Raw genomic sequence first — 20518 nt, forward strand, 5'->3', positions numbered from 1 at the left:
GCAACTGAAGCCTTGGAAATACTTATCATCTTTATTTTAACATTATTAAACGGCTTTTTTGCCTTGTCTGAAATCGCCCTGGTATCAGTCAAAAAAGGCCGCATAGAACACCTTGCCGCTCAAGGAAGCAGCCGTGCTAAAAGCATCCTTACCTTACTTGAAAACCCCGAAAACTTTCTTTCCTCTGTACAGGTTGGTATTACCCTCATTGGTATCGTTTCTGGTGCCTATGGTGGGGCAGCCCTAACTGATGATATGGTGGCTGTGCTTTCCCGCTTTACTTTTTTAGGTCCTTATGTTCACACGGTATCTCTTGTGCTGGTTATTGGTGGAATCACCTATTTTACCATTGTTGTGGGCGAACTGGTGCCAAAAACCATTGCCATGAACAATGCGGAGAATATCGCCCTGTTTACTGTACCCATCATTCGTGTATTTACCCTTGCCACTTTTCCCTTTGTAAAATTACTTTCTGGTTCCACCAAATTGATTCTTCGAATCTTCGGCATTAAAGAAAACGAAGAAGAAAGAGTAAGTGAAGAAGAGTTAAGGTTTATCCTCAAAACTGCAGGGAAACAAGGCGTGTTGGAAAATGAGGAAAGCCAGACCATGCAAAACCTCTTTTCATTTACCGATCAAACAGCGAAGTCGTTAATGACACACCGTTCTGAAGTCGAATGGATCGATTACAACTGGCCCAAAGAAGTGCTTTTTGACAAAATCAAGGAAAGTGGCCATTCCAAGTTCATCGTCGCAGATCAGATCATCGACAAACCCAGAGGCGTGGTAACCATCAAAGATGTTTTAGAAAACATTAACCTGCCGAGCTTTCACTTGGATCAGATTTTGGTGCGACCAATTTATGTCATCCAAAGCATGCCGGCGTTTAAGATCCTAAACTTATTTAAAGATAAAAAGCAATACCTGGGTGTTGTAGTTGACGAATTTGGAAGTGTGCGTGGTATCATTACCTTACACGACCTCATTGAAGCCATCGTTGGCAACCTGCCTGATGAAGACGAAATCGATGAACAACACATTGTTAAAAGAGAAGACGGCACTTACCTAATTAATGGACGTACCCCCGTTTTTGAATTGAACCAATATTTCTCCCTACAGGTGATACAAGAAAATATTAACCATTATTCTACCGTTGCCGGATTTATGATGGATCACTTAAAAGCGATCCCTCATGCGGGTGATTTTATAGAAGTGGAAGGCTACCGCTTTGAAATCGTGGACATGGATGGGGTAAGGATTGACAAACTTTTAATGTCAATTGTAGAAACACCATCAATCATCGATATTTTTTAAGTCTATTCGCCTAAGGAGTTCGATACATGCCCTGCTGTTATGGTAAGGGCATTTCCACATCCCCACTTTATCTTCCCCTGCCATTATCGCGCCCAGTTCATCGCGACCCCAGAACCATTCTCCATGCACATCATCCAATAGTTGCACTTTCACATAATCCCAGGTATTTAATGAGGCCGTTAAAAAACGTTCTGCTCCGGTTTGTTCCCAGGCATTAAAAAACCCAATCATGGCCTCTGCCTGTACCCACCAGTGTTTCTCCTTCGTCAGCTGCTGCCTATCTGGCTCACGTTCATACCACAACGCGCCGTCGCCCCCAATACCCTCCAGTGCAGCCTCTGCCAGTTGAACAGCTATTTCTTTTATCTCGTTAATCAACGCCCTGTCTGCAGTTACCTCTGCTGCCTCCTGTAACAACCAGGAGGCTTCAATATCATGTCCATAAGAAACAAGCGAAGATTTCCTCACCCAGAATTCGTCAAAGAATAAGCCCAGGTGTTTTGTTTGCGGATCCAGTATACACCATTTAAAATCATGAATCAACTCCTGTAGCAGTACCTTTAAATCCTCATCAGGCCAAACCCGGTAAAGGTTTGTATAGGCCTCCAGGATGTGCAAATGAGTATTCATCGTTTTTCTCTCATTTGCATCCTTATGGCTAAGCCGTAAATCATCAAGTACTACCCATTCCCGATTAAAAGCTTCATCATAACCACCATTTTCCCGATCATGACTATACTTCACCAGGTCGTGGTATAAAGCCACCGCATGCTCCTTCGCCAATTCCAATCCCGAGGCCATGAAGTACTCTGTAAGGGCATAAATGGTAAAGGCTACCGCGTATATTTGTTTTTTTGTATCCTTTGGCTTACCCAAATGGTCTACACTCCAATACACGCCACCAAAGTCTTTATCTATAAAATGATCCGCCATATAATGGTAAGCCCGGTCGGCCAGGCTTAAATCCTCCGTGGCCTTTGCATTAAAGGCAGCAGAAAAAGCCCATAAGATCCTGGCATTTAACACCGCGCCTTTATCTGCACGCAATTCAACCTGGTTCTCCCCCGTTATTCGGCCTACAAACCCACCATGTATTTCATCAACCGTGTGCTGCGTCCAATAATCAAGAATATTTCCCAACTCCAGCCGCAGTTCTGCAGCATAGGTGGATAACCGCCCGTTCACCTCCATAGGTTATATCAGTTCTTTGTTTTTTGTCAGGTTGTTTATAATGTGCTGTACAGAACTAGCCGACTTAAACCCATCAGCGGGTGTGTGCATCACATAATCAATCAGCTGCTCCAGGGTACTGGTTGCTACATGCATCCTGGTATCTGAAGAAGCATAATAAATATAAACTTTTCCATCATCATCTTGTATCCATCCGTTGCAAAAAACCACATTAGACACATCACCAATTCTTTCCTCCCCTACCGGCGACAGAAAATAACCTGCAGGTTTATAAGTAACCTGCGTCAGGTTATCTAAGTCGGTCATAAATAGATACAATACATAGCGTAACCCAGCCGCTGTATACCTCACGCCATGGGCCAGGTGTAACCAGCCATGCATGGTTTTCAATGGCTCCGGACCTAATCCGTTTTTCGCCTCATATACAGTATGGTATCTTTTATTGTCAACCAGTGTCTCTTCCGTAATAACTGCTTGTTCCATACTTTCACAACGGCCATAACCAATACCTCCACCCGTTCCCGATTCAATAAAACCATCCTGAGGCCTGGTGTAAAATGCATATTGCCCATCTACAAACTCCGGATGTAACACTACGTTCCGCTGTTGGGGCGAATTTGTTTGTAAATCAGCCAGCCGCTCCCAGGTTTTCAGGTCCTTTGTTCGTACAATACCACACTGTGCAATGGCCATCGTCTGGTCGTGCGCCGGGGCAGCAGGATCTTTTCTTTCCGTACAAAATAACCCATAAATCCAGCCGTCCTCATGTGCAACCAAACGCATGTCATACACGTTCACATCCGGATCCGAGGTTTCTGGTAATACCACCGGACTATCCCAAAATTTAAAGTGATCAATGCCATTCGGACTTTCAGCTATGGCAAAGAATGACTTACGATCCACTCCCTCTACCCTTACCACCAACAAGTACTTCCCATGTAGCTTAATAGCCCCTGCATTAAAAGCTGCATTTATACCAATCCGCTCCATTAAATATGGATTATGCTCCGGATGGAAATCATAACGCCAGGCTAATGGCGTATGTGCAGCAGTAACAACGGGATTTTGGTAGCGTTTGAAAACACCATTACTCACCTCTATTTCTTTATTTTGCCTAGACAATAAGGCTTCGTGGGCACTCAGCATCTCTTGTTTCCTTAAGTTAAAATCTCTCATGATTAAAAAATATACTTAGTCTTCTAATTTATTCCACCAGGTTCTTTTCAGGATAACAACGATTACCGTGAGTATCATCAGCGTAATCCAGAGTGGGGTATGCATACTTAAAATAAAATACATAGGTAAAATGGTGAGGCATAATTGCCCGATAATACCCAACACAACGTTGAACATGTCTAATTTAAACCGCTTATTTGCCTGGAACGAAGGATCTTCCGCAACCACCAAGGCATGTACCGGTTGCCAGAAACCCCATGGTCTTACTGTTTTATAAAATGATTTTAATACGTCTTCATCTGTAGGTGGAGCTGCATAGGTGCCCACTAAGCAACCGCCTAAGGATAGTAAAAACAAGACCGGCCACCAGTATAGAGGCAATCCTGTAGTCACATAGGGCATCAGCAAGGCTGCAACAATCCCCACTGCCATTCCCCAAAAAAAACCATTGGCATTAAAACGCCACCAATACCATTTTAAACAGTTTGCAGCTACATAACCCCCATATAGACCTCCAACAATCCATTGCAGAATATCATTTACGTTAGTCGCAAAAAACCCAAGTCCGATGCCGATAAAAACCACCAGTACCCCAACAAGGTAATTCATAGACATAATTCGCTTTGTGTTGGCTTTAGGGTTGATATATTTCAAATAGATATCATTAATGATATAAGCCTGAGCGGCATTTAATGTTCCACTAAAAGTTCCCATAAAAGCCCCTAACAAACCGGTAAGCACTATACCCAGAATGCCTGTAGGCAGAAATTTATTGATGGTGGCTGGCAAGATCCTTTCAAAATCGGTCACCCCGTCTGGCCCTTTCAAATACAATTGATCATAATGCAACAACGCTAATACCGTAAGGCCAATCACCATGGAATACCTGATGGGCAACAATATGATGCTCACGAAACCCGTCATTTTACTTGCTTCTTTCGGACTCCGCGTACTCAACACTTTTTGCATGTCGTAATTTGGTGCCGGTCCGGCAAGAGATGCAAAAACGCCTTTCATGAGCATCATACCGAAAAATAAGCTAAACAGACTAAAACCATCATCTGCAATCTTTTTATTTGCATCTGCCGCCAGGGTAGTCCAGTCCAGATCCAGCCTCCATCCAAAAAATGGGTTATCCCAGCCGGCCGGTACATTCAACTGCTGGCCCTTCAGGTTGGTCATGGCAATTATCGCAATGGCAATACAGGCCACAATCATAATCCCGTATTTAATCATATCGCCTAACACGATACTGTGCAAACCACCAAGAATTGAATAAAACATGGCAAAAAGCGTAAAAATGATCCCATAAAAATGAGGAACATAAGCCACAGGAATATCAACAGGGACATAGCCTTTTACAATTTCCCATGGGATAAAAATTTCCATGAACTTCCCCAGTCCGATAAACCCATACGCCAGGAAACCAAAACAACTGAGGAGCGCAAAAGCAATCACCACCAGGTGTGAGGGGGTTACCCCTTTACCAGTTAAGCCAAACCTGGTTTGCAACCATTCTGCCCCAGTAGTGGCATTACTCCGCCGCAGCCACTTGCTCAGAAACATCATCATAAACACCTGGTTAAAAACAGGCCATAACCATGGGATCCAAATACTTTTTAAACCATAAACAAAACATAATGCCACCATCCACATCGTACCACTGATATCAAACATATCCGAAGCATCACTTAATCCCAATTTATACCAGGGTAAGGACTTTCCCCCTAAAAGGTAACTTTCATTATTTTGCTTTGCTTTTTTGCGATACCATAAGCCGATAAAAATCATGACGGCCAGGTACAACAGGAGAATGGAGATGTCAATAAGTTGTAAATTCATATTTGGTGGGGTAGTCATGACTTAGCCTAATAAGGCTATTTATTTCAACTAAATTATAGATCAATTTCACAGTATCGTAATACTATTTTAACTAATTCATAGCGAATAACTATTGCTTTTAATTAATTACATTTATCCTAACCATTTATACCTCACCTTCACAATGAACAACATTACCAAAGAGATCACGCCTTTAACGCAAAATGACTGCTTCACTATTTTTTCCAGGGTGAAGAAAGAATTTAACTTCCCGCTTCATTTTCATGAAGAATACGAACTCAACCTGATCATCAATGCAAAAGGTGCGAAAAGAATTGTAGGTGATAATGTGGAAGAAATTGAAGACATGGAACTGGTGTTGGTAGGCCCTAACCTTTCTCATGTGTGGCTTACCCATAATTGTAAAAGTGAAGAAATCAAAGAGGTGACCATCCAATGGCATAAGGACTTTTTTGATGAAAAAATCCTTAAAAGAAACCAGCTTAGTTTTATCCGAAGGATGTTTGACCGATCTACCAAAGGCATTCTATTTCCGCAGGAAACTGCCCAACTTGTATACAAAAGATTACTCGCCATAGACCAGATGCAGGGATTTGATTCTGTACTTGAGTTAATGAGCATTTTACATCAGCTATCAACTGCCAAGTCCACGCGGGTTTTATCAGATGCTACCTTTAACAACGATCAGGCATTAAACTACAACAGCCGCCGCATTGATAAAGCTTTTGAATATATGAATGCCAATTTCAACAAACCGGTATCCTTAAAAGACCTGGCTAAACTGGTAAACATGACTGAAGTTTCCTTCAGCCGTTTTATTAAACGACGCACAGGCAACACCTTTATCGACAGCCTTAACGAGATCAGGCTGGGTCATGCCACCAGGATGCTGATAGAAACCACACATTCCATTGCCGAAGTTTCCTTCAATTGCGGCTTCAATAACATCTCCAATTTCAACAGGTTTTTCAAGAAAAAGAAGAACTGTACGCCAAAGGAATTTAGGGAAAATTTCTCTGGAACAAGGGTTTTTATTTAACCCCTAATGCGGGTTCAGCTTTCTAAGTTCCGTCCTGATATACAGCCCTGCCGGCGATAAATCAGTGATAGGCCAGCTACCCTTTGCCGCCGCTCCCGTTTTTAACAAGCCAGTGGTCTCCTGTTTATCCGTAACATTCCAGTTTACCCAACTCAACTTATTCTTTTCCATCCAGTTCATCCATTTGGCAGTTTTCTCCCGGTCAAAAACCCCGTCGCCATTGGCTTCACCTACACCCCATTCGGTGACAAATAAAGGTAGCCCAAGGCTAATCGCTTCGTCGGCTTTTGCCATTAACCCTTCCTGGTGACTAGGCTGAGAAGCATAAAAGTGAAAAGAATAAGCTATATTTTTAAAACCATGTATAGGATCTTTTGCCGCTACATCAACATGTTGGTCCCATGACGGACTTCCCACTACAATAAGGTTTTCTTTATCATATTTACGAATCTCCGCTATTACCTCCTGCACATAATCTTTAATCACCTGCCATTCTATTTTTTCCGGCTCATTCCAGATTTCATAAATGACATGTGGTTTCCCCGCATATTTTTTGGCCATCTTGCTAAAAAATGCCTTTGCCTGCGGTAAGTTCCGGTCTGCATGGTGGTCATGCCAATCGATCAGCACATAGATGTTTTCTTTGATGGCCGCATCAATCGTTTTCACAATCAACTGCTCCTGCCCTTTAGGGTCCTTTAGGTAACCACTGTCGGGTTCTATAGCCATGGCCACCCTCAGCAGGTTAATATTAAAATCATCCTTTAACCACTTTACCACCTCCCGGTTATAATATTTACGTCCGCCCCAAATGCTCCATGATAAACTGATTCCCCTAAGTTGAGGTGCCTCATCATGTGCATTCACAATCTGTCCATCTTTTACCTTCAATGCACCGTGTAAGGCTACTGCATTTTTTTTCTCCTGAGCAGTAGTATCAAATGAGCCAGCAATCAGCAAAACCAGGAACATTATACAGAATACTTTTTTAGTATACTTCATCAATATCAATTTAGCAGATATAAAACCAGTCTGAGTTGCCGTAACCCCCTCCCGCATCGCCGGTAAGGAGTAAACTAAAGCCCCCCTTAATCCAAAAAGTAAGGTAATTATATTCGGGCATTTTAACAATAATATTCCAGTTGGCAAATCTATCGACACTTCAGTTCCCTTTATGATAACCCGCTTTAAAAGGTTTAGTACCCGATTTGGCTAATGTAGGAGCATGTCCTTTATTCTCTTCTTCCGGAATGGTTAATACAAGCAGTATTATTATTCCTAAATAAAGGCTACATCAACTGATAAGTAGCAAATAACCACCTGTCCCTTTATTAACCTTTGCTTAGGCATCTCTAGGGGGTCGCTTCGTCTGTGGGCGACAAGAGGGCGAAGCAAGGGCGACGAGAGGGCGAAGCAACCCCCTAGAGACCCCCCAACAATCCAAAAGCAATCTGTAGCTTTTCTTAAACGCAAACAATCATTCACCTTGTTTTCTGCTGAAACGGCGTGCTGGTTCCTATTCTACAAATTTTTTTCCTGTTGGTCGAGTGTTTACAGACTTTGGTCGTTTGGCCCCCTGCCCTTGTCTAATAGCCCGTTTTCTGCTGAAACGTATCGGCCATGCTCACGTCTTATTATCAAAGATTTAAGAAAAAAACATAACCGTTATAACCCTCAAAAAATTAGAAATCATGAAAACAACTATTAAAAACCTTATCGCTGCCGGCATCACCGCCACTGTATTATTAGGAAGTACCATTGCTGCAAAAGCTGATGTTTCGCCAACAAAAAGCACTGTATTATCGTCCATTAAAAACATCAATAAAATTTCCCTTTCCGGAAACGTGGAATTGATCTTGATTCAGGATACGGAAGAAAGTGTGAAAGTGTATAACGACTACTATGCCAGTAACGCATTGGTACAACATGAACAAGGACAATTGCGCATCAGTTCTTTTGGTAAAGAAAAATTAACTGTGGTGGCCCGCGTTAAGAATCTGTCTGCACTTTCAGTTGCCGATCAAAGTACAGTTAAAACCTATGGTAAATTCGACTTGTTAAGTTTTAGCATTGCTTTAAAAGACCAGGCTAAAGCAGATATCGATGTTAATGTAGTCAGTGTTAATACTGACATCAGCGGGGAAGCAAGCTTAAACCTGAGCGGCAAAAGTGACGAACATTACGCCAGCAGCGCGGCTACTAAGGGCTGCAGGTTTGCAATAGCACCCGGAAAAGATGATAAAACCGTATTAGAATTTATCGAATTTGCCATCAACAAGAAATAGGGTTAGGTTAGGTTTAGGTGGAGGCTGTTCTTGCGAACAGCCTTTTTTGTTATATAACTTTTTGATAGAAAAATCTATTCTAGAAATTGGCATTTATGGTTAAACAGCCGAAGGATCTTGATCCAGACCAACCACTTTCCCTATAATAATCATGGCGGGATAAGTAAGGCCTGCAGCTGCTGAAGCCGACTTCAGGTCTTTTACGGCACAAATGACTTTCTTTTGCTGGGGAAGAGAGGCGTGCATGATGATAGCTGCAGGCATTTCACCTAGGGCAGACTGCTGATAAATTTCTGAAATTTCATCAAGTTTTTTCATGCCCATATAAATGACCACCGTTGCAGCACTCTGGATGGCACATCGCAGATCGCGGGAAAGACTACCATCCTTTTTAGTGCCGGTAATGACCCACATACTTTCACTTACCCCACGATGGGTTAATGGAATATCACTAAAACCACTGGCCTGCATGCTGCTGATGCCGGGAATGTAATGGGTTTGGATACCCTGTTTCCTTGCAAAAAGAACTTCCTCAAAACCTCTTCCAAAGATAAATGGATCCCCACCCTTTAAACGGACCACCACTTGATGACTATTGGTATATTGTTTGATTAATTCATGAATGGATTCCTGTGGTGTATAAGTTCCATAAGGCTGCTTCCCTACGTAGACCATTTCACAATGCGCTGGCGCAAGATCGAGCAGCTCGCGATTTATTAAGTTGTCGTAAAGTATAACATCAGCACGTTTTAATACATGATATGCTTTTAAAGTGATTAATTCAGGATCACCAGGCCCACCGCCCATCACGAATAAGCCATTATCTTCTGTTTTCTCCGACATAACACTTGTATTTATTCTGTTATTTCAAAAATCAGTAATATATATGACATATTTACTAAAAAATATATCTTAAATCATATTTAATAGGAAATAAATAAACAAAAAACACAAAATAAACGACATAAATCAGAACAACCAAAGTATTACCCATGAGTAAGCAGCTCCAAACCTGCTTCGTTGGTGATTTGTATATTCTTCCCCTTAATTAAAATAAGATTTTCTGACACAATATCATTTAATGTTCGAAATACAGTTTCATAAGTAGCTCCGGCATAAGCCGCTAAGTCCTGCCTACTTAGTTCTACATTGATAAACCCATGTTCGTCTAATCCGAATTGCACCTGCAAATTGATTAAGGCCACTGCCAGACGGTTTTTAACTGGCATTAGTGCCAGGTTACGCATTTTCCGCTCTGAGCTTTGCAGTTCTTCTGCATAAAATAAGAGCAGGTTATACATAAAATCGGCATTTACCTTTAGGGTGGTTTTAAAGAAGTCAAGCGGAATAAAACACAGCTCGGTTTTTTCAAGTGCTGTGGCTGATATAGGATATACGCCACTATCACTTCCCAAACCGCGGTGGCCAAAGATCTTGCCTGCATTAGCAAAACGAAGGATCAGCTCTTTATCGCCCCATTTTTTATGAACTTTTACGTTTCCTGAGGTAACAAAAAATACGCCGTTAACCGGGTCGCCTTCTGCAATAATTTGCTCTCCGCGTTTAACCACAAAGTTTTTCTTGTGCGCTGCAATAACTGGCTTCCATTCCGTTAGGGTCATGCGGCACATGAGGCAGCTTCGCATATCACAACTTGGGCTTTTTTTCATTATATATTTATTGGTTTTTTATAGGTGATGAAGCGATCAGGAGCAATATTGATAACGATATATAAAGTTTGCCCTGATGGTTTCATTGTATTTTATTGTTTTTTATAGGTAATGAAGCGATCAGGGGTGAAATTAAACAAAAAAGCCACTCCGGGGAGTGGCTTTTACTTGAAATATTTTTGGCTATTTAGCAGTATAGAACTTGTACACCGTAACAGACTTATAATCCTGCCCTGGCCTTAATACTGTAGAGGGAAAGTTTTTTTGATTAGGAGAATCTGGAAAGTGTTGTGTTTCTAAGCATATGGCCGAGCGGTAGCCATAGCGTTGACCACCTTTACCATCTGCCGTTTTTCCTGTCATAAAATTACCACTGTAAAACTGTACCCCAGGCTCCTCAGTTAATACATCCATGTATATTCCTGATTTAGGACTATGTAATGTTGCCGCCAGGCGCAAGCCTTTAGCATCGCTCAGTACAAAGTTATGGTCGTAACCACCGCCTCTTTTCAGTTGCTCATGGTCTTCATTAATGCGGGCACCAATCAGCATAGGTTTGTTAAAGTCGAACGGTGTACCACTTACCGGCTCCAGTTTGCCAGTTGGGATCAAAGTAGCATCTACAGGTGTATAAGCAGCTGCATGGATGGTTAGCATGTGATCGGTAATAATCGTGTCGCCGGCACCGCTTAGGTTAAAATAGGCATGGTTAGTTAAATTTAATACTGTTGGTTTATCGGTAGTGGCATGATAACTTATTTTCAACTCATTGGCTGCCGTTAAATCATAGACCACTTTCACGTTTAAATTACCCGGGTAACCCGCTTCGCCATCTTTGGCCAGGTAAGATAACTCCAGCGTATGGTCATTGACTTGTTTAGCATCCCATACTTTATCATAAAAACCATCAACCCCACCATGTAAGGTGTTCTGGCCGTCGTTAACCTGCAGGTTATATTCTTTGTTATCGAGGGTAAATTTTCCCTTGGCAATGCGGTTTGCATAACGACCAACCAGGGCGCCGTAGAAGGATTCATCCTTGGTTTGGTAACCGGCTAAGCTATCGTGGCCCAATACCACATCAACAAGTTGATCCTGGTTATTTTTAACCATGAGCGAAACAATACGACCACCGTAATTGGTGATAGCCGCTTGGGAGCCATTAGCATTTTTAAGTACAAAAAGTTTGGTTTCTTTACCATCCACCTGACGGTTAAAGCCCTCTACCTGGGGAAGTACAGCTTGTTTCATCTCAACAGCATTTTTGGCTTCTCCATCACCTGTCTTCGCTGTCTGGTTACAGCCTGTAAAGACACCAACGGAAGCCATCATTAAAAGTATTATTTTAAGGTCTTTATTCATAACGAATGTTTATTTGGTTAATTTTGAACTAATTTAGAAAAATTATATTAAACGTCGAATTAACAATTAATAATTAATGCTAAATTTGATGGTTTCCACATGACCATTAACGATACGGGATTAGTAGCTACATAAATGACAGGGTATACAGAACAACACAAGATGCTTATTGCAGTAGATTGTATCATATTTGGTTTTGACGGAGAAATACTGAAAATTCTATTGATCAAAAGAGGGTTTGAACCAGAAAAAGACAAATGGAGTTTAATGGGTGGATTTGTGAAACAAGGCGAAGGAATTGATGAGGCTGCACAACATATCCTTACCTCACTTACCGGCTTGAGCGGCGTTTACCTGGAACAACTCCATGCCTTTGGGGGCCCTGACCGCGACCCGGTGGAACGAACCGTATCCATCGCTTATTTTGCATTAATCGATATACATAAGTACGAAAAACAGCTGAATGAGCAATTCCATGCAGAATGGTTTCCTATTAAAGAAAAACCGGCATTAATATTTGACCACGACCACATGGTGGAAACGGCAAAAACCTATATCAGAAATAAAGCAGCACATAACCCTCTTCTTTTTGAATTACTGCCAAAGAAATTTACGATTCCACAAGTTCAGAATCTATATGAAGGCATTTATAATATTCAGATTGACAACCGGAACTTTATTAGAAAACTAACCGCAGCCGGATTACTAATAAAACTTGCAGAAAAAGACAAATCTAATTCTAAAAAAGGAGCTTTCTATTTTAAATTGGATAGGAAAAAATATAAAACAAATTTCCCTAACTTGTTGAGCTTTATACCGAAGACGAGCAAAATAAAATAATTTGTATCGGATCAATTACATAAAAAACCTTAAAATATTTCTTTTAATAAACAAATAAACGTTAATTAGACGTTTATTTGTTTTATGGAAAAAGGTCAATATGTTATTGGAATAGATTACGGCTCCGATTCAGTGAGGTCGGTACTCGTCAACACCCGGAATGGAGAAGAAGTTGCTTCTTCGGTTTTTAACTATCCCCGATGGGGAAAAGGGCACTACTGTGACTCCGCAAACAACCAGTTTAGGCAACATCCCCTTGATTATATAGAAGGGCTTACCGCAACCATAAAAGATTGCCTGGCCAAAGCACCTGGTATTGATGCTAACGACATTAAGGCCATTGCCGTTGATACCACCGGCTCTACCCCTGTTGCGGTAAACGAAGCTGGTATTCCCTTAGCACTTCTTCCTGAATTTGAAGCCAACCCTAATGCCATGTTCGTGTTATGGAAAGACCATACAGCGGTTAAAGAAGCGGCGCAGATTAATGCACATGCAGCTACGCAAACACATAACTACCTGCAGTATTGTGGCGGCATTTACTCCTCTGAGTGGTATTGGGCAAAGTTACTGCATGTATTGCGGGAAGATGAGCAGGTGCGTGAGGCTTGTTACTCCTGGGTAGAACACTGCGACTGGATTCCTTTTCTGCTAACCGGTGCTACACATATTGAAACCATGAAACGTAGCCGCTGTGCGGCGGGACATAAAGCCTTATGGGCAGAGGAATTTGGTGGATTACCACCTAATGAATTCTTTAGTTCTTTGGACCCCATTCTGGATGGCTTTACGTCAAGGCTATTTACTGAAACCTATACGTCTGATGTATCGGCTGGAAACTTAAGTGCGGAATGGGCAGAGAAATTAGGCTTAAGCACAGAAGTGAAAATTGGTGTCGGTGCTTTTGATGCACATATGGGCGCGGTAGGCGGACAGATAGAACCCTATTACCTGAGCAAGGTGATGGGCACTTCTACCTGCGATATTCTGGTGGCACCCACCACAGACATTCATGGTAAGCTGATTAAAGGAATTTGCGGACAAGTGAATGGTTCGGTGATTCCGGGAATGGTTGGACTAGAAGCCGGGCAATCTGCCTTTGGCGATACTTATGCCTGGTTTAAGCAAATTCTGGCCTGGCCGTTAAATCAGCTGCTGGAAGAGTCGGCCATTATTGATGCTCCTACTGCCGCAGCATTGAAAGAAGAAATTTTAAGTAAAATTATACCTACACTAAGTAAAAAAGCAGCATTGTTACCTCAGCAGCTGGATGACGAAGTGGCTATCGACTGGTTTAATGGCAGGCGGACACCAGATGCCAACCAGGAGCTGAAAGGTGCCTTTTTGAACCTTGATTTAGGTAGCGACGCCCCTCGCCTGTTCAGGGCATTGGCAGAAGCAACCTGTTTTGGCGCAAAGAATATTGTAAACCGTTTTATAGCGCAAGGCATTCCTGTAAAAGGACTCATTGGTATTGGTGGTGTGGCTAAGAAATCGCCTTATATTATGCAGATGATGGCCGATGTGTTAAACATGCCGATCCGTATTCACCAGTTTGAACATACTTGTGCCCTGGGTGCAGCGATGTTTGCCTCTGTGGTGGCAGACATATACCCTACGGTAGAAGAAGCTATGGCTGGCATGGGTAGCGGCTTTGATGCAGAATACTTGCCAGTACCAGAAAACGTAGCCTTTTATGAGCAACGCTATCCACTGTATAGCTCGCTGGGTAAATACATTGAAGAAAACTAAGATCATGAAAACCTATCAGGATATTAAAGAACAGGCTTATAAAGCCAACATGGAACTTCCGGAGCTTGGGCTGGTGCTTTTTACTTTCGGTAATGCCAGTGCAGCAGACCATAATCAAGGTGTTTTCGCCATTAAACCTAGTGGTGTTCCTTACAAACAATTAACCGTAGACAACATGGTTATTGTTGATTTCGACGGAAAAACGGTGGAAGGTAATATGAGACCATCGTCAGACACCTTAACTCATGCTGTATTATACAAAAACTGGGCAGAAGTTGGTGGCATTGTGCATACGCATTCTACTTATGGAACAGCCTGGGCACAAGCTTTACGGGCGATCCCTTTATATGGGACGACACATGCAGATCATACGACAGCAAATATCCCCTGTGCCCCACCCATGAGCGATGATAAAATTGCCGGAAATTATGAATATGAAACCGGCTTTCAAATAATAGAACACCTTAAAGAATTGAATTTAAGTTACCAGGAAATGGAAATGATTCTAGTGGGCAACCATGCGCCTTTTACCTGGGGAAAAACAGCTGAAAAAGCGGTTTACAACAGTGCGGTATTAGAAGAACTGGCAAAAATGGCATTGTTAACCGAACAGGTGCAGCCTGCAGTTTTGCCAATGAAAGACGCCCTGATTAATAAACATTACGAAAGAAAACACGGTAAGAACGCTTACTACGGACAATAAAACTCAACTATGACAACAGACCTAAAACAACTAGAAGCCTGGTTTATTACCGGTAGCCAGCATTTGTATGGCGAAGAAACCTTAAGAAGTGTTGCAGAACATTCTACACAAATTGCACAAGCCTTGAATGACTCGCCAGCTATCCCGGTGAGAATTGTGTTTAAACCGGTAGTGAAAACAGCAGAAGAAATTTACCAGGTATTTCAGGATGCCAATGTTACTGCAAATTGCATTGGGGTAATTACCTGGATGCATACTTTTTCGCCAGCAAAGATGTGGATCAATGGTTTAAAGATTTTACAAAAACCAATGGCACATTTACATACGCAGTTTAACCGCGACATTCCATGGAGCACCATGGATATGGATTTCATGAACCTTAACCAGAGTGCACATGGCGACCGGGAGTTTGGTTTCATCATGTCAAGAATGCGCATGAATAGAAAAGTAATTGCCGGACATTGGGAAGACCCACAGGTTCGCGAGAGCTTAAACACATGGATCCGTGCTGCAGCAGGCTGGCATGATATGCAGGGCGCTAAATTTGCCCGTTTTGGTGATAACATGAGAAATGTTGCGGTAACCGAAGGTGACAAAGTAGAAGCGGAAATCAAGTTTGGTTATTCGGTAAACACCTACGGCATTGGTGACCTGGTACAGGTGATTAACCAAAGTCTGGACAGCGAAGTAGACCAATTGGTAAAGGAATATAACGACCAATACCTAATGGCAGAAACCCTGCGGGTGGGTGGAAGCCAGCACCAATCCTTAAGAGAAGCAGCAAAAATTGAACTCGGCTTACGCAACTTTCTGGAAGCAGGTAATTTTAAAGGTTTTACGGATACATTTGAGGATTTACATGGCATGTTGCAATTGCCAGGTATCGCGGTACAGCGCCTGATGAATGCAGGTTATGGTTTTGCGGGTGAAGGCGATTGGAAAACAGCTGCTTTGGTACGCACGATGAAAGTAATGGGAACTGGTTTAGTCGGTGGCAATGCTTTTATGGAAGATTATACCTATCATTTTGAGCCTGGCAACTCCTTTGTTTTAGGATCGCACATGCTGGAAGTTGATGAAGCGATTGCCAGTGGACCGATACGTTGTGAGATCCACCCTTTAGGAATTGGCGGCAAAGCTGATCCGGTACGTTTGGTTTTCAATGCGGCATCTGGACCAGCCTTAAATGCATCTGTCATTGACATGGGCAATAGATTCCGTCTATTAGTGAACATGGTTGATGGTGTGGAAGCTACACCCAAACTGCCTAAATTACCTGTTGCCCGCGTGATGTGGAAACCGCAGCCGGATATGAAAAACGGATGTGCCGCCTGGATTTATGCTGGTGGTGCCCACCATACCTGCTACAGCCAAAACCTAACAGCCGAACATTTAAGTGATTTTGCGAACATTGCAGGAATAGAATATGTAACCATAGACAACGATACCAAAATTAACCAGTTCCGTAACGAGCTGCAATGGAATGAAGCTTATTACCAAAATAATAAACATTAGTTCTAAATTAACCTAAACCAAATACTAAACTATATGAGCAATAATTTAGCTACTACCGATTATGTAGTCATACTCTTGTACTTCATCATCGTGTCCACCTATGGATATTCTATTTATAGAAAGAGGAAAAAGGACGAACACGATGCTAAAGCATTCTTCCTGGCGGAAGGCACCTTAACGTGGTGGGCCATTGGCGCCTCCCTTATCGCATCGAATATTAGTGCCGAGCAATTTATCGGCATGAGTGGTGAAGGTTTCTTCCTGGGTATTGCCGTGGCGGCCTACGAATGGATTGCCGCCATCGCCCTGATTATTGTGGCGGTGTGGTTTATTCCAGTGTACTTAAAGAACAAGATTTACACCATGCCTCAGTTTCTCAAGACCCGATATAATGAGTCGGTAGCCCTGATCATGGCCGTATTTTGGCTTTTTCTTTACATTTTTGTGAACCTGACATCCATCCTTTATTTGGGAGCCGTAGCGATAAACGGATTGACTGGCGGGGATTACCTGCATTTGATTATGATTGGTCTCGCTGTATTTGCCCTGGTGATTTCCTTAGGTGGAATGAAGGTAGTAGCCTATACAGATGTGATTCAGGTAGCTATTTTAATATTTGGTGGTTTAGTGACTACCTATATTGCTTTAACGGTGGTGGGTGAAAAGTTTGGTGTAGGTGCAGATGCAATTGCCGGTTTTAAGGTATTAATGGAACAGGCACCGGAGCATTTTAAAATGATTATTCCTAAACCAACGGAAACCTCTACCCAGACGGAGATTAGCAAATACCTTACCTTTCCCGGACTGGCTTCTTATGCTGCGGGGATCTGGATTATTAACCTTAACTATTGGGGCTGTAATCAATACATTACGCAACGTGCACTGGGTGCAGATTTACACACCGCACGTACCGGTATTTTATTTGCCGGTATCTTAAAGTTGTTCATGCCATTAATCGTAATGTTACCAGGTATTGCGGCTTTCGTGCTTTATGAAAACGGGCACTTACCTCAATTGGTTGGGGGAAAAGATGGTGCTTATTCTGCTGTACTTACTTTCTTGCCAACAGGACTAAAAGGTTTGTCTATCGCAGCATTGACGGCAGCTATTGTGGCTTCCCTGGCTGGGAAGGTAAATAGTGTTTCAACTATTTTTACCCTGGATATCTATTCTAAATACTTTAAGCAGAATGCAGAACAGCGCGACCTGGTACTCATTGGCCGTTTAACAGTTTTCCTTGCCCTGGTATTAGCAGTAATGTTTACCTGGAACGATTTATTAGGTATTGGTGGCGTGGGTGGTTTTACTTACATCCAGAAATATACCGGTTTTATTAGTCCGGGTGTATTTGCCATGTTCTTTTTGGGTATGTTCTGGAAGCGAACCACTGGTTTGGCAGCTATAGTAGGTGTAATTGCCGGCTTCCTGCTTTCAGTATTCTTTAATGAATTTGCACCTGCTTTAATGGGGCATGACACGTTCCTATATACAGCTTATCCGAATGGGAATGGTGGTTATGAAATTCCTTTCCACATTTGTATGGGATTATCATTCGCCTTTACCATGTTAATCATGATTGCGATAAGTTTTGGTGGTCCTAAAGTGAATCCAAAAGCTTTTGAATTGGATGCAGAGATGTTTAAGGTTAAACCATCTACAGTGGTATTGATTATTATTACACTCTTAATCATTGCGGCCTTATACGTTAAGTTCTGGTAGCCGCATACGTTAAGTTGTGGTAGCATAAAAAAGGCTACAGCGTCGAATGATGCTGTAGCCTTTTTTATTAATTACTTCAATCCAATCCGTATCATGGTGAATGAATAAGGCTTTAAACGAAGTGGAATACGGTTGCCTTTTACCGATAAATTACTTTGCTTAGGACTTACATTGATTGCATTTTCAAAAGAGTTTTCTGCGTTTATGGTCGAACTGCTTAATAGGGTCATTGAACCTTTGGAAGCCAATTTTTTACCACCCTGCACATTAATATCACGGGTCTTTTCAGCGCTTGAAACATTGATGATTTTAATAATCATTTCTTGTGTTGCCTGGTCGATCACTGCGGAAGCATACACGCTATCCTGTCCGGAAATGATTTTATTGTCTTCTAGTATGCTGATGACATTGGTACCCTTATTTAGTGAATACAATTTTTGCACATAATAACTAGGTGTACCATATACATTTAGGTTATCCACCCATATTAAATCAGGTGTCCATTGCCAGCCATCGGCATGAGCAAACAAAGGTGCATAAGAAGCCATATTGACAACGGCTGCATTTCTTTCTATACCGGTCAAAAATGCTGCTTCAGCAAGTGCACATTCCCAATTGCTTCGGTTGCCTTTGGTAACACCCGCGCTATGTGCTGCATATTCCCCGGCAAACACTTTAGAACCATTTCGGTCGTAATTGTCATAACGGTTAGCATTTTCAAGGAACCATTTTGGCGAACGGTAATAGTGTTCATCAATGATATCCGTATTTGCTTTTCGTAAAGCGTTATTTAACAGATCGAAACGTTCGCCTACAGGATCTGTTCCTGAGCTGGCAACAAGTTTAATTTCGGGATGTTTTGCTTTTAAAGCTTCAGTGAAAAGAGCGAGGCGCTCCAGGTATTGTGGACCCCAGTTTTCATTTCCTATACCCATTTTTTTCAAGTTGAAAGGCGCTGGGTGGCCCATATCTGCACGGACTTTCCCCCATGGGGTTTCTACACTTCCATTAGCAAATTCTATTAAATCAAGCGCATCCTGAATATATGGACCAAGATCTTCCAGTTCTACTAATTCAGCAGTGTTAAATTGACAGGCCATTCCGCAATTTAGAATAGGTAAAGCTTCTGCCCCAATGTCTTCTGCCATTTGAAAATACTCAAAAAATCCTAAACCAAAAGTCTGGTAATAATCTGGCGTTGGTCTATGCGCAAACTCTGTATTCCACCGATTAATCAATAATTCGCGGTCTTCGAAAGGACCTACGGTTTTTTTCCATTGGTAACGGGAGGAAAGATCATGACCTTCTACAATACAGCCACCAGGAAAACGGACAAAACCTGGCTTCATATCTGCAAGCATCTGTACCATATCGGCACGAAGGCCTCCCTTTCTATTTTTCCAGGTATCGCCTGGAAATAAGGACATCATATCGAGGTCAATTTGGCCTGAACCTTCAAACCACATGCGGAACTTTGCTTTTAACACCGTTTCATCGGCCTTAAAACTTACTGTTCCCTTATTCCATTTGTTACTACTATTTACGGGATTAACCACGCCTGATCCGATCACCTTTCCAGTTGAATCAATCAGCTCCACATGAAGTTTCACCTGAGCACCTGTTTGTCTGTAAAGCACAGAGAAATCATAATTTAAGCCTTTTTTAACCCCTATGCCTCTGAAGCCTTCGTTTGTTAAATTCAGGTCTTCCTGTGTGTTGCCTCTTGACGTCACACGCAAATATCTTGGATTCTTTTCTTTGCTATCATTACGGTTAAGCACCAGGAGGTCACCCTCCTGATATTTCTTTCCATTCCTGGCCCACCCCATTAAGGGTTTATAAAACTCAAAAGACCGGTTTTTGATTAATTCGGCATAGATACCACCATCAGCACCCATATTAATATCTTCAAAGAAAACACCCCACATTTCGGGTTGTACTGCAGCAATCAGTTTATCGGGATTGACATCTATTGTCGTTGCTTTTTGTGCCATTACCTTAACCTGCGTAAAAACCAGTAGGGCGATTATTGTTAGTGTAATTTGTTTCATTTTCATTTTTTTTCCTAAGTAGTCCTAATAATTCGTTTCATGGTAACATCTGATTTATA

At 42.0% G+C, this 20518-nt stretch carries 16 protein-coding genes; 8 read left to right on the plus strand and 8 right to left on the minus strand.

From position 1 onward, the window contains the following. Positions 1-12: 12 nt before the first annotated feature. Complete coding sequence (locus IWX76_RS16360; RefSeq protein WP_196861099.1) at positions 13-1314, plus strand: hemolysin family protein; 1302 nt, start codon at positions 13-15, stop codon at positions 1312-1314. Here the strand turns inward: IWX76_RS16360 and IWX76_RS16365 are convergent. Genes IWX76_RS16365 through IWX76_RS16375 form a run of 3 tightly spaced genes read right to left on the minus strand, consistent with a single transcriptional unit; the run spans position 1294 to position 5523 of the window. Beyond that, entirely contained in the window at positions 1294-2499 is a 1206-nt protein-coding gene (locus tag IWX76_RS16365) for an AGE family epimerase/isomerase (RefSeq protein ID WP_442952261.1), read from the minus strand. The two genes, IWX76_RS16360 and IWX76_RS16365, sit on opposite strands and share 21 nt — an antisense overlap. A 9-nt stretch (positions 2500-2508) precedes the next feature. After that, complete coding sequence (locus tag IWX76_RS16370) at positions 2509-3681, minus strand: glycoside hydrolase family 130 protein (protein WP_196861101.1); 1173 nt, start codon at positions 3679-3681, stop codon at positions 2509-2511. 15 nt (positions 3682-3696) lie between these two features. Then, the gene (locus IWX76_RS16375) at positions 3697-5523 is read right to left on the minus strand and encodes a sodium:solute symporter family protein (protein ID WP_196861102.1); all 1827 of its coding nucleotides are present in this window, start codon (positions 5521-5523) and stop codon (positions 3697-3699) included. Positions 5524-5686: 163 nt separating this feature from the next. Between IWX76_RS16375 and IWX76_RS16380 the strand changes: the two genes are divergently transcribed. Continuing rightward, a complete protein-coding gene (locus IWX76_RS16380) occupies positions 5687-6562 on the plus strand; it encodes an AraC family transcriptional regulator (RefSeq protein WP_196861103.1) in 876 nt (291 codons plus the stop codon). A gap of 3 nt (positions 6563-6565) precedes the next feature. Here IWX76_RS16380 and IWX76_RS16385 read toward each other — a convergent pair whose 3' ends face one another. Further along, positions 6566-7564 (minus strand): glycoside hydrolase family 5 protein, encoded by a 999-nt coding sequence (locus IWX76_RS16385; protein WP_334642104.1) that lies wholly within the window; start codon positions 7562-7564, stop codon positions 6566-6568. A gap of 689 nt (positions 7565-8253) precedes the next feature. Between IWX76_RS16385 and IWX76_RS16390 the strand changes: the two genes are divergently transcribed. Further along, a complete protein-coding gene (locus IWX76_RS16390; RefSeq protein WP_196861104.1) occupies positions 8254-8847 on the plus strand; it encodes a GIN domain-containing protein in 594 nt (197 codons plus the stop codon). 99 nt (positions 8848-8946) lie between these two features. On the opposite strand, the gene cobA is transcribed toward IWX76_RS16390, so the two are convergent. The 3 genes from cobA to IWX76_RS16405 form a co-directional block, all read right to left on the minus strand. Then, on the minus strand, positions 8947-9690 hold the full coding sequence (gene cobA, locus IWX76_RS16395; RefSeq protein WP_196861105.1) for a uroporphyrinogen-III C-methyltransferase: 744 nt from the start codon (positions 9688-9690) through the stop codon (positions 8947-8949). A gap of 143 nt (positions 9691-9833) precedes the next feature. Further along, entirely contained in the window at positions 9834-10517 is a 684-nt protein-coding gene (locus tag IWX76_RS16400) for a Crp/Fnr family transcriptional regulator (protein WP_196861106.1), read from the minus strand. 183 nt (positions 10518-10700) lie between these two features. Further along, positions 10701-11879, minus strand: a complete 1179-nt coding sequence (locus tag IWX76_RS16405) for an aldose epimerase family protein (protein ID WP_334642106.1) — start codon at positions 11877-11879, stop codon at positions 10701-10703. A 135-nt stretch (positions 11880-12014) separates the two neighbouring features. Here IWX76_RS16405 and IWX76_RS16410 point away from each other — a divergent pair, with 135 nt between their 5' ends. The 5 genes from IWX76_RS16410 to IWX76_RS16430 all read left to right on the plus strand — a co-directional run bounded on the left by IWX76_RS16410 (position 12015) and on the right by IWX76_RS16430 (position 18408). Continuing rightward, a complete protein-coding gene (locus tag IWX76_RS16410; RefSeq protein ID WP_196861107.1) occupies positions 12015-12719 on the plus strand; it encodes an NUDIX hydrolase in 705 nt (234 codons plus the stop codon). A gap of 84 nt (positions 12720-12803) precedes the next feature. Then, complete coding sequence (locus IWX76_RS16415) at positions 12804-14471, plus strand: ribulokinase (protein ID WP_196861108.1); 1668 nt, start codon at positions 12804-12806, stop codon at positions 14469-14471. A gap of 4 nt (positions 14472-14475) precedes the next feature. Next, positions 14476-15174 (plus strand): L-ribulose-5-phosphate 4-epimerase, encoded by a 699-nt coding sequence (locus IWX76_RS16420; RefSeq protein ID WP_196861109.1) that lies wholly within the window; start codon positions 14476-14478, stop codon positions 15172-15174. A 9-nt stretch (positions 15175-15183) separates the two neighbouring features. Beyond that, positions 15184-16689: an L-arabinose isomerase gene (gene araA, locus IWX76_RS16425; protein ID WP_196861110.1), complete on the plus strand. Its 1506-nt coding sequence runs from the start codon at positions 15184-15186 to the stop codon at positions 16687-16689. 33 nt (positions 16690-16722) lie between these two features. Beyond that, on the plus strand, positions 16723-18408 hold the full coding sequence (locus IWX76_RS16430; protein WP_196861111.1) for a sodium:solute symporter family transporter: 1686 nt from the start codon (positions 16723-16725) through the stop codon (positions 18406-18408). A gap of 71 nt (positions 18409-18479) precedes the next feature. Here the strand turns inward: IWX76_RS16430 and IWX76_RS16435 are convergent, their stop codons facing one another. Next, positions 18480-20459, minus strand: coding sequence for an alpha-L-arabinofuranosidase C-terminal domain-containing protein (locus tag IWX76_RS16435; protein ID WP_334642108.1), 1980 nt, complete (start codon positions 20457-20459; stop codon positions 18480-18482). Positions 20460-20518: the final 59 nt, after the last annotated feature.

The sequence above is a fragment of the Pedobacter sp. CAN_A7 genome (assembly GCF_015752175.1).
GTDB lineage: Bacteria > Bacteroidota > Bacteroidia > Sphingobacteriales > Sphingobacteriaceae > Pedobacter.